Annotated in this window: 12 protein-coding genes; 5 read left to right on the top strand and 7 right to left on the bottom strand. The window is 72.8% G+C overall.

Annotated elements, in window-relative coordinates:
• Positions 1–38: 38 nt before the first annotated feature.
• Positions 39–425 carry a DUF5319 domain-containing protein gene (locus FB388_RS32620; RefSeq protein WP_170225953.1) on the bottom strand — a complete coding sequence of 129 codons (387 nt, stop codon included), beginning with the start codon at positions 423–425 and terminating at the stop codon, positions 39–41.
• Between the two features lie 160 nt (positions 426–585).
• On the opposite strand from FB388_RS32620, the gene guaB reads away from it, so the two are divergent.
• Both guaB and FB388_RS32610 read left to right on the top strand, forming a co-directional pair.
• Positions 586–2097, top strand: coding sequence for an IMP dehydrogenase (gene guaB / locus FB388_RS32615; protein ID WP_142106554.1), 1512 nt, complete (start codon positions 586–588; stop codon positions 2095–2097).
• Between the two features lie 21 nt (positions 2098–2118).
• Positions 2119–3243 (top strand): GuaB3 family IMP dehydrogenase-related protein, encoded by a 1125-nt coding sequence (locus FB388_RS32610; RefSeq protein ID WP_142106553.1) that lies wholly within the window; start codon positions 2119–2121, stop codon positions 3241–3243.
• A gap of 129 nt (positions 3244–3372) precedes the next feature.
• Here FB388_RS32610 and FB388_RS32605 read toward each other — a convergent pair whose 3' ends face one another.
• On the bottom strand, positions 3373–4251 hold the full coding sequence (locus FB388_RS32605) for an endonuclease domain-containing protein (RefSeq protein WP_170225952.1): 879 nt from the start codon (positions 4249–4251) through the stop codon (positions 3373–3375).
• A gap of 290 nt (positions 4252–4541) precedes the next feature.
• Here FB388_RS32605 and guaA point away from each other — a divergent pair, with 290 nt between their 5' ends.
• Positions 4542–6089 (top strand): glutamine-hydrolyzing GMP synthase, encoded by a 1548-nt coding sequence (guaA, locus tag FB388_RS32600; protein WP_142106551.1) that lies wholly within the window; start codon positions 4542–4544, stop codon positions 6087–6089.
• Between the two features lie 49 nt (positions 6090–6138).
• On the opposite strand, the gene FB388_RS32595 is transcribed toward guaA, so the two are convergent.
• Together FB388_RS32595 and FB388_RS32590 are read right to left on the bottom strand one after the other, a co-directional pair.
• On the bottom strand, positions 6139–6348 hold the full coding sequence (locus FB388_RS32595) for a hypothetical protein (RefSeq protein WP_142106550.1): 210 nt from the start codon (positions 6346–6348) through the stop codon (positions 6139–6141).
• Positions 6341–7576, bottom strand: a complete 1236-nt coding sequence (locus tag FB388_RS32590) for a PspC domain-containing protein (protein ID WP_170225951.1) — start codon at positions 7574–7576, stop codon at positions 6341–6343. Before FB388_RS32590 ends, FB388_RS32595 begins: the two co-directional genes overlap by 8 nt.
• 111 nt (positions 7577–7687) lie before the next feature.
• Here FB388_RS32590 and FB388_RS32585 point away from each other — a divergent pair, with 111 nt between their 5' ends.
• Positions 7688–9007, top strand: coding sequence for an ATP-binding protein (locus tag FB388_RS32585; RefSeq protein ID WP_246122663.1), 1320 nt, complete (start codon positions 7688–7690; stop codon positions 9005–9007).
• Positions 9004–9675 (top strand): response regulator, encoded by a 672-nt coding sequence (locus FB388_RS32580; protein ID WP_142106547.1) that lies wholly within the window; start codon positions 9004–9006, stop codon positions 9673–9675. The genes FB388_RS32585 and FB388_RS32580 overlap by 4 nt, the downstream gene beginning before the upstream one ends.
• A gap of 27 nt (positions 9676–9702) precedes the next feature.
• Here FB388_RS32580 and FB388_RS32575 read toward each other — a convergent pair whose 3' ends face one another.
• The 3 genes from FB388_RS32575 to FB388_RS32565 form a co-directional block, all read right to left on the bottom strand.
• Positions 9703–10701, bottom strand: a complete 999-nt coding sequence (locus FB388_RS32575; protein WP_142106546.1) for a hypothetical protein — start codon at positions 10699–10701, stop codon at positions 9703–9705.
• 368 nt (positions 10702–11069) lie between these two features.
• Positions 11070–11390 (bottom strand): hypothetical protein, encoded by a 321-nt coding sequence (locus tag FB388_RS32570; protein WP_142106545.1) that lies wholly within the window; start codon positions 11388–11390, stop codon positions 11070–11072.
• Between the two features lie 53 nt (positions 11391–11443).
• Positions 11444–11740 carry a chorismate mutase gene (locus FB388_RS32565; protein WP_142107670.1) on the bottom strand — a complete coding sequence of 99 codons (297 nt, stop codon included), beginning with the start codon at positions 11738–11740 and terminating at the stop codon, positions 11444–11446.
• Between the last annotated feature and the right edge of the window lie 140 nt (positions 11741–11880).

Here is an 11880-nt window from a genome sequence, read left to right as displayed (position 1 = left end):
AGTCGGATCGGGGGGCTTCGTCGTGCTCGGTCCTGATCTCAGGAGTCGGACAGCACCGCGTCGGCGTAGCCGCGGCAGTACTCCCAGGTGACGTAGTTGGTGGGGTCGGGGTCGAAGGCAGGCTCGTGGGGACGCATCTGACCCTCGTCGAGCAACTGCTGGAGGCTGGAACGCAGGAGGCTCCACTCGTGGAAGTGCTGCTCGCCGCAGTCGCCGCAGTCGACGACGATGCCGCGAACGCCACGAGCCTCGAGGAGTGCCTGGTAGACGGCGAGATCTGCGAGGTCGGCCACCACTTCGTCGCGCTCGGCCTCGCTCAGCGACTCCTGCTCGACGGTTTCCGGGCCGTCGAGCGACAGCGCGGGGTCGTGCGGATCTCCGGCGAACGGGTCCGGCGGCAGAGCATCACGTGACACGAACCTCACGATACTCGCACGTGAGACGGTCTTGCCGGGCCACACGGCGCTCGCAGCCACCAGCGGATGATGGTGCAAGGCAACGACCGCGTACGACCCGCGCGATCGGTGGGACACCCGCCGATACGATGGGTGGGAGGGGTCGGAAAGGCGAGACGGGATGGTGGCGATGACGACCGAGGCCGCGAGCCATGAACTGCCCCCCAAGTTCGCGATGCTTGGCCTGACGTTCGACGACGTGCTGCTGCTGCCCGCCGAGTCCGACGTGGTGCCGAGCTCCGTCGACACGAGCACGCAGGTCACCCGACGCGTCCGGCTGAAGGTGCCGATCGTGTCCTCGCCGATGGACACGGTCACCGAGTCCCGGATGGCGATCGCGATGGCGCGCGCCGGCGGCCTGGGGGTGCTGCACCGCAACCTGTCGCCGGCTGAGCAGGCGGCGCAGGTCGAGGTCGTGAAGCGGTCGGAGGCCGGGATGGTCACCGACCCGGTCACGTGCTCCCCGGACGACACACTGGCCGACGTCGACGCGCTGTGCGCCAAGTTCCGGATCTCCGGCGTGCCGGTCACCGACGCGGGCGGGCACCTCGTCGGGATCATCACCAACCGGGACATGCGGTTCGAGATGGACCACTCCCGGCCGGTCCACGAGGTCATGACGCACGCCCCGCTGATCACCGCGCGGGTCGGCGTCACCGCGGAGGCCGCGCTGGGGCTGCTGCGCCGCCACAAGCTGGAGAAGCTGCCGATCATCGACGGCGACGGCATCCTGCGCGGCCTCATCACTATCAAGGACTTCAACAAGACGGAGAAGTACCCGCTCGCCACCAAGGACCCGGACGGGCGCCTCGTCGTGGCGGCCGCCGTCGGCGTCGGGGACGACGGGTACGCGCGCGCGATGAACCTGGTCGACGCCGGTGTCGACGTGCTGATCGTCGACACCGCACACGGCCACTCCCGCCGCGTGCTGGAGACCGTCGCGAAGCTCAAGGCCGAGGTGGGGCACAGCGTCGACGTGGTCGGCGGCAACGTCGCCACCCGGGCGGGCGCAGCCGCGCTCGTCGAGGCGGGCGCCGACGCGGTGAAGGTCGGCGTCGGCCCGGGGTCGATCTGCACCACGCGCGTGGTGGCAGGCGTCGGTGCGCCGCAGATCACGGCGATCTACGAGGCCGCGCAGGCGTGCGCGGCCGCCGGCGTCCCGGTGATCGGCGACGGCGGCATCCAGTACTCCGGCGACATCACCAAGGCGATCGTGGCCGGCGCGTCCACCGTCATGCTCGGGAGCCTGCTCGCGGGCACGGCCGAGTCGCCGGGTGAGGTGATCCTCGTCGGCGGCAAGCAGTTCAAGACCTACCGCGGCATGGGCTCGCTCGGCGCCATGCGGTCCCGCGGCGACACCAAGTCCTACTCCAAGGACCGGTACGCCCAGGACGACGTGCTCAGCGAGGACAAGCTCGTGCCGGAGGGCATCGAGGGCCGCATCCCGTTCCGCGGGCCGCTCGCGCTGGTCGTGCACCAGCTCGTCGGCGGACTGCGGTCGGGCATGGGCTACGCGGGCGCCCAGACGATCGAGCAGCTCCAGCAGGCGCAGCTCGTCCGGATCACCGCGGCGGGGCTCAAGGAGAGCCACCCGCACGACATCACGATGACGGTCGAGGCGCCCAACTACTCGGCGCGCTGACGGGCGCTAGGGTGGTCACCCGTGCGTGACCTCGTGGAGATCGGGATGGGCCGGGAGGCCCGTCGCAGCTACGACCTGAACCAGGTCGAGATCGTGCCGTCCCGGCGGACGCGCAGCTCCCAGGAGGTGTCGACCGCCTGGCAGCTGGACGCGTACCACTTCGGGATCCCGCTCGTCACCCATCCGACCGACGCGATCGTGTCGCCGGCGACGGCGGTGCGGATCGGCCAGCTCGGTGGCCTCCCGGTGCTCAACGCGGAGGGCCTGTGGGCCCGGCACGCCGACGCGGAGGGCGCGCTGGAGAAGGTCGTCGAGGCGGTGGAGGACGACGACCCGCTGGCTGCCATCCGGCTGCTGCAGGAGCTGCACTCGGCCCCGATCCAGCCGGGCCTGCTCACCGAGGCGCTCAAGGCCGTGCGCGAGGCCGGCGTCACGGTCGCCGCCCGGGTGAGCCCGCAGCGCGCCCGCGAGCTCACCCCCGACCTCCTCGCGGGCGGCGTCGAGATCCTGTTCGTGCAGGGCACGATCATCTCCGCCGAGCACGTGTCCGGCGGGGAGCCGCTGAACCTCAAGGAGTTCATCAACTCCCTCGACGTCCCGGTGGTCGCGGGCGGCTGTGGCGACTACCGCACGGCGATGCACCTCATGCGCACCGGCGCGGCAGGCGTGATCGTCGGGTACGGCGAGTCCTCGGCCACCACCACCGACGACGTGCTCGGCATCGGCGTGCCGATGGCCACCGCCATCGTCGACGCGGCCGCCGCCCGCCGCGACTACCTCGACGAGACCGGCGGCCGGTACGTCCACGTGATCGCCGACGGCGGGATGACCGGCTCGGGAGACATGGCCAAGGCGATCGCGTGCGGCGCCGACGCCGTGATGCTGGGCGAGCAGCTCGCGGGAGCGTCCGAGAGCCCGGGTCAGGGCCTCTACTGGACCTCGGCCGTGGCACACCCATCGCTGCCCCGCTCCGAGATCTCCGGCTTCCTCCAGGGCGACATCGACCTGGAGACCCTCCTCCTCGGCCCCACCCGCAGCCCCTACGGCACGGTGAACCTCTTCGGTGCGCTGCGGCGGGCGATGGCGAAGACGGGCTACTCGGACCTGAAGGAGTTCCAGCGCGTCGGCCTGACGGTCCGCGGCTGATCCTCCGAGCCGCACACTGCCGTCGCCGCGGCAGCCCCGGCGTGCTCCTCGAACCGATCAAGCGCCGATGATCGCCGCGGGTCGTGCGGCACGGTCGACGGGACTGCGCTGGCGTGCGGCCCGTCCCGATCAGGCCGCGGCGAGGGCGTCCAGCGGCAGTCCTGCCGAGCGGGCGGCGGCGGCGAGGCGGTCGCGGACCCGGGCCGCCACCAGGTCCGGGCGCCGAAGGACGAGGTAGGCGCCGAACCTGAGCACGATCCAGCCCGCCGCGGTCAGGTACGCCTCGCGCTCGAGATCGTGCAGCGCGCGGTCGGGGGCGAGATGGTCGCGCCCGTTGTACTCGACCGCGATGCGGACCGCGGGATAGGCGAGGTCCAGCTCGTACGGCCCGACCGGGTGCTGCAGGGCGGGCAGCGGCAGCCCGTGGAAGCGGAGGGCCAGCCGGAGCCGCGTCTCCATCGGCGAGTCGGCGCGGCGGTCGGAGAGCTCCACGACCTGCGGCAGCTGGGCGCTGCCGCGAGCTCCCAGGTGTCGCCGGGCCAGGACCAGCACTTCCCGCGCGTCGAATCCGTGTACGTGAGTCAGAGCGTCGACGGCGACGACGGCCTCGACGAGCGGCGTGCGCCGGCCGAGGTCGTATGCGGTGCGCTGCGGTGTGGTGACCACGAGACCGTTCAGATGCTGGAGCTCGTCCGGCGGGATCCGGTCCTGCCGGACGAGTAGCCCGGCGTGCGAGCGCACCCGGTAGGGGGAGACGACCTCGGCCGGTGCGCTGAGCCCGGCGCAGCTGGCACCGAGCAGCTCGGCGGCCGAGAACCCGCCAAGCGCGCCGTGACCGGCGACGAGCAGGTACGCCGCACGGGAGAGCAGCTCGAGGTCGACGTCGGTGCCGGCTCGCACGTAGACGTCGGGGAAGAGGCGGCGGAACCGCGGGCCGCGCAGCACGCCCGGGGTGAGGAGGCCGGTGGCGGTCGCGTGAGAACCGCGGAAGGGTTCGGAGAGATCCATGGCCGGCACTGACGGCGCGCACGGCCGCCTGGTTCCGCGACGTTCGCACCCGCACACGCTGCACCGCGAAAAGCGCGCCACTGCCGCCCTCGGCACCTCCATGTGTGGCTCGCATTGACCAACCCGGCATGATCGGTGTGGGCAGCACGCCCCTGCGGAGCGGGCAGCGTTCGTGTGCGGGTGGCATGGATCAATGGCGGTGAGCGCTCCGGGTGCAGCGGGGGTGTGCTCCTCGCCGCGATCCCGGGCGGGCGGGCGGCCGCGGCGGGAGCGCCGATTACCCTGGTGAGGTGCAGCCCCCCACCGTCCTCGTCGTCGACTACGGCGCGCAGTACGCCCAGCTGATCGCCCGCCGGGTGCGCGAGGCGCAGGTCTACTCGGAGATCGTGCCGGGTGACACGCCGGTGGCCGAGATCGTCGCGCGCAAGCCGGCAGGGCTGATCCTGTCCGGCGGGCCGTCGAGCGTGTACGAGACGGGTGCGCCGAGCGTCGATCCCGAGCTGTTCCGCACCGGTATTCCGGTGCTGGGGCTCTGCTACGGGTTCCAGGCGATGGCGCAGGCGCTCGGCGGGGAGGTGGCGCCCGACGGCACCCGGGAGTACGGGCGCACCGAGCTCGCGCTGTGCGGCGGGAGCGTGCTGCACGACGGGCTGCCCCAGCGGCACCCGGTGTGGATGAGCCACGGCGACTCGGTCGTGCGGGCGCCGGAGGGCTTCACGGTCACGGCCTCGTCGGAGCGTGCGAAGGTGGCGGCGTTCGAGGACCCGGTGCGCCGGCTCGCCGGCGTGCAGTACCACCCCGAGGTCGGGCACTCCCCGCACGGCCAGGAGGTGCTGCGCCGGTTCCTGCACGAGGTCGCGGGCATCACCCCCGGCTGGACCACCTCGTCGATCATCGACGACACGGTCGAGGCGGTGCGGGCCCAGGTCGGGGAGGGGCGCGCCATCTGCGGCCTGTCCGGCGGGGTCGACTCCGCCGTGGCGGCCGCCCTCGTCCAGCGGGCCATCGGCGACCGGCTCACGTGCGTGTTCGTCGACCACGGCCTCCTGCGCTCCGGCGAGCGCGAGCAGGTGGAGCGCGACTTCGTCGCGGCCACGGGCGCGAAGCTGCACACCGTCGACGCCCGCGACCGCTTCCTCGACGCGCTCGCCGGGGTCAGCGACCCCGAGCAGAAGCGCAAGATCATCGGCCGGGAGTTCATCCGGGTCTTCGAGGCCGCCACGGCGGAGGTCGCGGAGAGCGAGCACGTCGGCTACCTGGTTCAGGGCACGCTCTACCCGGACGTCGTCGAGTCCGGTGGCGGGTCCGGCACGGCCACGATCAAGAGCCACCACAACGTCGGCGGGCTGCCGGACGACCTCGAGTTCGAGCTGGTCGAGCCGCTGCGGGCGCTGTTCAAGGACGAGGTGCGCCGGGTGGGGGCCGAACTGGGCCTGCCCGAGACGATCGTGCACCGCCAGCCGTTCCCCGGGCCCGGCCTGGGGATCCGGATCATCGGTGAGGTCACGGCCGACCGGCTGGCCACGCTGCGGGCCGCTGACGCGATCGCCCGCGAGGAGCTCACCTACGCGGGGCTCGACCGCGACATCTGGCAGTGCCCGGTGGTGCTGCTGGCCGACGTCCGCAGCGTCGGCGTGCAGGGTGACGGGCGCACGTACGGCCACCCCGTGGTGCTGCGGCCGGTCTCCAGCGAGGACGCGATGACGGCCGACTGGACCCGCCTGCCCTACGACCTGCTCGAGCGCATATCCACGCGCATCACCAACGAGGTGGCCGAGGTCAACCGGGTCGTCCTGGACGTCACGAGCAAGCCCCCGGGCACCATCGAGTGGGAATGACCGTGAGCGGATGCGCGTGCTCCGGCACGCGCATCCGCTCACGGCCCTGCTAGCGGCGCCGCCCCCGCAGGCTCCCCACCAGCAGCAGCAGCCCGATCGCGGCGGCCCCCGCCGCCAGCAGCCACCGGGCGTCGAAGCCGGCCAGCGACGGCACCTCGCCGACGAACGCGCTCGTGGCCATCGCCAGCGTGAGCAGCCCGACGACCAGCGCCAGCGAGTCGGGTCCGCGCCTCGTCCCCTTCTTCGTGAGCTCAGCCACGGCGCACCTCCACGTCTGCCAGACCTGCATCGATGTCGATCACGAGTGCTCGGCCGCTGCGGACACCGTCCGTGCCGAGGTCGTCGATCACCTGCACGTGCGCGTCCGGCCCGCCGTCCTCCTGGTCGCCGAACCGGACGTCGCCGAACCCGGCGCGCGCGGTGAGGGTGAGGTCGGCCGTGGGCGGCACCCGCACCGTCACGTCACCCGCACCCATCGAGATCCGCGTCCGGACGGGGTTCGTGTTGCCGTCCGGCTGCACTGCGAGGTCGAGCTTGCTCAGGTCGAGGTCGATCTCGCCTGCGCCGCGCTCGTAGCTGGTCTGCATCGCCCCCACGGTGGCGGGCGCCGCGACCAGCTCGCCGTACCCGTCGCCCTGCCAGCGGTCCACGGGCGCGGCGACAAGCGTCCATGTGAGAGCGCTCAGCAGCAGCGCGAACGGGATGAGGCCACGCCCGCTCCGCAGGAACGCCCCGACGACGAGCCCCGCGCCGAGCACCGTGAGCACCACACCGCACAGCACGGCCACGTTCGCCAGCGTCAAGGTGCCGCTGACCATCATGATCACGGCGGTGGCGCTGCCCGCGATCAGGGCGAGGCCGAGCGTCACCGGGGTGACGGGCAGCCGCCGCGGTGGCGGCTCGGCCGGGGGCGATGGCTCCGGCAGGTCCCACGCGAAGGGCGCGGCGCCGAGCGGGTCCCACGCAGGCGGGTTCACGGGCGGCTCGGTGCTGCCGGCCGCGCCGGTGGGCTCCTTCACGAGCGACGGCCCGGCCGCCATCGGCGCGGCCATGGGCGCGGCGACGGTCGGCGCTTCGGCTGCCCGTGCGTGGCGGTCGCCGCGGCTGCGGTGCAGCAGGTACAGCAGCCCGGCCACGGCCAGCAGCGGGAGGATCCAGTCGGGCCCGTTGCCCCCGAAGACGCTCCCCATCGTCACCGCGGCGGCGATGGCGAGCGCGACGACGAGCCAGGTGCGCGGCCGGTTCGGCCGCGGGCCAGCCGGATCGACGGGCGTGTCGGGCAGGAGGATCCAGCCCGCGATGTAGAGCGCAGCTCCGATCCCGGAGAACGCCGCCACCACGAACCCGACCCGCACCAGTACCGGATCGATGTCGTAGCGGCGCGCGATCGCCGCCGCCACCCCCGCCACCTGGCGGTCGTCCCGCGGCCGGGAGGGGCGTGTCTCCCACATCTCCCGCAGTGTCTCGCCGACGTCCGTACGACTCATGAGGCTCAGAGTGCCTCTCGCCGCCGCCGTCGAGGATGGGGGATGGCCCGGAGCCGTCCCGGAGGTTTCCCCGATGTCCTCCCTTCCCACGCGTGTGACCATGGGCGTGTGATGGAAGTTCCTGCCGCCGGCGTGCCTGCGCCGCTGCCTCCCGGCGCGCCGCCTCTCGTGCGCAGGCGCAGCGCCCGCCTCGTGGCGGGCGTCGCGGGGGGTGTGGCCGACCACCTCGGCGTCAACGTGCTCTGGGTGCGCACGGCGTTCGTCGTGCTCGCCGCGATCAACGGCGCCGGTGTCATCGCCTACGGCCTGCTGTGGATCTTCGTGCGGCAGGAGCCCACGGAGGTCGCGCGCCCGCTCGGCCGTGCCGAGCGCCAGCAGGCACTCGGACTGGCCGCGCTGGGCATCGGGGCCGGGCTCGCGGCCGCGGCGCTGGGCAACACCGTGGTGGGTTGGATCGTCGGCCCGCTCGGGGTGGCGGCCGTCGGTGCCGCGGTGGTCTGGCGGGAGGCCGACGAGTCGCAGCGCAGGCGCTGGACGGCAGGGGCGCGGTCGGGCGTCAACGGCGTGACGGGTGGTGGCCGGGCCGCGCTCTGGCGGGTGCTGGCCGGTGCGCTGTTCGTCGCCACCGGGATCGGGGTGTTCCTGCTGGGCAACCTGGACCTCTCCCAGGTGCAGTTCGGGATGCTCGCGGTGCTGGCCACCCTGCTCGGCGTCGGCGTGCTCACCATCCCTTGGTGGGTGCGGCTGATGCGCGAGCTCTCCGAGGAGCGCCGCGAGCGCATCATCGAGACCGAGCGCGCCGAGATCGCCGCCCACCTGCACGACTCCGTGCTGCAGACCCTGGCGCTCATCCAGCGCCAGTCCGACCAGCCGCGCGAGGTGCTGAGGCTCGCCCGCGGCCAGGAGCGCGAGCTGCGCCACTGGCTGTACGGCCCCACCGGGTACGGCCGTTCCGGGCGCGCGTCCGGTGACCCGGCGCTCTCGGAGGGGCTGGCCGACGCGATCACGGCGGCCGCGGCCGAGGTGGAGGACACCTACGCGATCGACGTGCGCCCCGTCGTGGTCGGTGACCGCCCCCTCGACGACGGGCTGCGCGCGCTCGTGCTCGCCGCCCGGGAGGCGATGGTCAACGCCGCCAAGCACGCGCAGGTCGGTGAGGTGAGCGTCTACGTCGAGGTCGAGCCCGAGGAGGTGCACGTGTTCGTGCGCGACCGCGGCGTCGGCTTCGACCCGGACGCCGTGCCCACCGACCGGCACGGCCTCGCCGACTCGGTGCACGGCAGGATGGAGCGGCACGGCGGGGCCGTGCGGCTGCGCAGCACGCCCGGTGAGGGCACCGAGGTGCACCTCTCCATCCCGGTCGACGGGCGCACCGCCGAGCAGGACGAACCCGCACCAGCGGTGCGGGTGCAGGAGGAATCCAACTCATGACCACCGAATCGACCGACGCGCCCATCCGCGTCTTCCTCGTCGACGACCACGGCCTGTTCCGGTCGGGCGTGCGGGCCGAGCTCGACCGGCACGTCCCGGACGTCACCGTGGTGGGGGAGGCAGGCTCCGTCGACGAGGCGGTGGCCGCCATCCGCCACCTGCGACCGGACGTGGTGCTGCTGGACGTCCACATGCCCGACGGCGGCGGTGCCGAGGTGCTGCGCCAGCTGCGCCCCGAGCTGCCGGACGTCGTGTTCCTGGCGCTGTCGGTCTCGGACGCGGCGGAGGACGTCATCGCGGTGATCCGCGCGGGCGCCCGCGGCTACGTCACGAAGACGATCTCGGGGCGGGAGCTCGCCGACGCGGTGCGGCGGGTGAAGTCGGGCGACGCGGTGTTCTCGCCGCGGCTGGCCGGTTTCGTGCTCGACGTGTTCTCCGACCGGCCCGGCGCGGCTCCTCCTGGCGACCCGGAGCTGGACCTGCTCACCCGCCGCGAGCGCGACGTGCTGCGCCTGCTCGCGCGGGGCTACGCGTACAAGGAGATCGCGGGCGAGCTGTTCATCTCCGTCAAGACCGTGGAGACCCACGTCTCGAGCGTGCTGCGCAAGACGCAGCTGTCGAACCGCTACGAGCTCTCGCGATGGGCGTCGGACCGGCGCCTCGTATAGGCACCGGTCCGACGCCGAGCGACGGCGTCAGCCGAGCAGGCTGCCGACGGTGTCGGTGACGCTGCGGACGAGGCCACGGTCGCCGTCGTCGTCGCTGTCACCGCCGTCGTCGCTGTCGCGGTCCTCGGAGTCGTCGCTGTCGCTGCTCTCGGCGGAGCTGCGGGACTCCGAGTCATCCTCGTCGCGGGGAGCGGACGAGTCTTCATCATCATCGGCGGAGAACAGGCTCATGGAGCGGGAGCTCTTCCTGTCCTCGTCGTCGCCGTCGTTCTTCTCGCTGTCGTCGTCGTCGCCGTCGAGGACGTCACCGACCGTGCCGAGGAGCCCGCCGACGAGGCCGCGGCCCTGGCGGTCGTCGGACTTCTCCTCGTCGCTGTTGTCGCCGCTGTCCTTCGAGCTGGAGGAGTCGCTTGCGCTGGAGCTGCGGCTCGAGTCGCTGCTCGAGGACGATTCGCTCGAGTCGGAGGTCGACTTCTCCGCGGGCTCGTCGTCATCATCGTCGCCGGTGGTGGCGGCGGTACGGGAGCTCTCGTCCCCGGAGCTGTCGCCGGAAGCGCCGTTGGCGGGCGGGTCGCCGCCGTCGTCGTCGCCGGGCAGCGCGCCGGGGAAGGCCACCGGAACCCAGTTGGACGGGGCGGCGGTGCCGGGGTCGAGCGGGTCGCGGGCCGCGGCCTGGTCGATCACGACGCTGTCCTGGGGCGCGGCGACCGGGCCCTCGGGGTCGAGCAGGCCCTGGCCCGCGTAGGGGCCGTCGTCCTCGGCGCCACCGGTGGCCGGGCTCTGGTTGGCGGTCGGCGCGACGTCGGCGAGCATCGCGGCCCCGAGCACCGAGCCGGCGGCCAGGAGTGTGCCGGCGGCGATCGCGCCCCGACGGACCAGGACGCGTCGGTCGCTGCGGCTCTCGTCGCTCGAGGGGGCCTGCTGCTGCGGGCGCAGCTGGAGGCGGTCGGAGTGGGGAGCGCGGCCCTCGCGGCGCAGGAGGGCGCCGACCGAGATCCCGCCGGTGTCCGGCTCCTGTCTCTGCACGGGGACGGGCGCGTGGCGGCTCAGTAGATCAGCGACGGTGATCACTTCCGTCGCGGGAGCATCTGATCCATCACCGGACAGGATCTGAGCCACAGCGGGACGTCCTCCCTTGGAGTGAACGGACGCTCGAATGTCTACCGGATGCCGATGACCCGCACCAAGTGTCATTCATCCGCTCGTCGCACGTCACACGAATGGTCTATTTTCCGCTCGACGATGCTTACCGACCGCTCGACCGATCGAGGTGCCGCCTGGCGCTTACTTGATCCGCTCGTCGGGTCCATCCGGGCCGCTCGGCTCGTGAGCGGCATGCGCCGGATGGATCGCTTCGTGATCTTCCCGAGATCGGGGACGGACGATTTCTTCGATCAGGGCAGCGTGCGGAAGCGCGAACGGGTGGAGTCGAGCGCCTGCTTCGCGTAGATGCCGGCGCCGCCGCCGAGCAGCAGGCCGACGACGTCGACCGGTACGGAGTCGGCACCGGTGAGCAGCAGGCCCAGCAGGGCGACCCCCGCGGCGCCGCCCGCGACCTTCCACCGGCTGTTGACGTAGTCGGTGGTGGTGCCGCCGGAGAGCCCGCGCTTCTTCGCCGCGTTGCCGAGCAACGCCAGGTAGCCGACGTGCCCGAGCGCGACGACGAGGCCGACCAGGGCGATCACTGCTGCCACGATCCCGAACACCGCACCCATGGCACCAGAGTGCCACGGAAGGCGGGCTCCGCGTCGGGAAACCCGCTGTTTCCTCAGCTGCTGCCGAGGCGTCCCCTGCCCAGTCGCAGCAGGAGCAGTGCGAGGTCGCGGCCCTCGCTGCCGAGCTCGCGGAAGCGGGCGAGCACGGCCATCTCCCGGCTGTAGACGATCCGCGGCCCTCCGGCCGCCATGCGGGCCTTGCCGATCGTCTTCGACACCTCGGTGCGGCGTTTGACCAGACGCAGGATCTCCGCGTCGAGGTGGTCGATCTCGACCCGCAGCGCGTCGATGTCGTCCGCGGTGGCGGCGCCGTCGTTCCGGCCGGTGTCGTCGATCTTGTCGGTGGTCACGCTCACGGTCTCCTCCTGGGTGCCCCGCCCTGGCCCGTGACGCGAGAACGCCCCGGGTCCTAAGGACTCCGGGGCGTCGTGGGGGCTGGTCAGCAGGCCACGGGCACCGGTGTCCGGTACCCGTAGAAAAATCGGCAGCT

It is taken from the genome of Pseudonocardia cypriaca, from assembly GCF_006717045.1.
In the GTDB taxonomy this organism is placed as follows: domain Bacteria; phylum Actinomycetota; class Actinomycetes; order Mycobacteriales; family Pseudonocardiaceae; genus Pseudonocardia; species Pseudonocardia cypriaca.
The sequence above is the reverse complement of the archived record's forward strand: the minus strand, read 5'-3'. Positions and strand labels throughout refer to the sequence as shown.

Bases quoted from the DNA above. Each gene is read 5' to 3' on its own strand.
- guaB (WP_142106554.1), top strand. From the start codon at position 586: ATGACGACCGAGGCCGCGAGCCATGAACTGCCCCCCAAGTTCGCGATG.
- FB388_RS32605 (WP_170225952.1), bottom strand. From the start codon at position 4,251: ATGGATCTCTCCGAACCCTTCCGCGGTTCTCACGCGACCGCCACCGGC.
- FB388_RS32590 (WP_170225951.1), bottom strand. From the start codon at position 7,576: ATGAGTCGTACGGACGTCGGCGAGACACTGCGGGAGATGTGGGAGACA.
- FB388_RS32585 (WP_246122663.1), top strand. From the start codon at position 7,688: ATGGAAGTTCCTGCCGCCGGCGTGCCTGCGCCGCTGCCTCCCGGCGCG.
- FB388_RS32580 (WP_142106547.1), top strand. From the start codon at position 9,004: ATGACCACCGAATCGACCGACGCGCCCATCCGCGTCTTCCTCGTCGAC.
- FB388_RS32570 (WP_142106545.1), bottom strand. From the start codon at position 11,390: ATGGGTGCGGTGTTCGGGATCGTGGCAGCAGTGATCGCCCTGGTCGGC.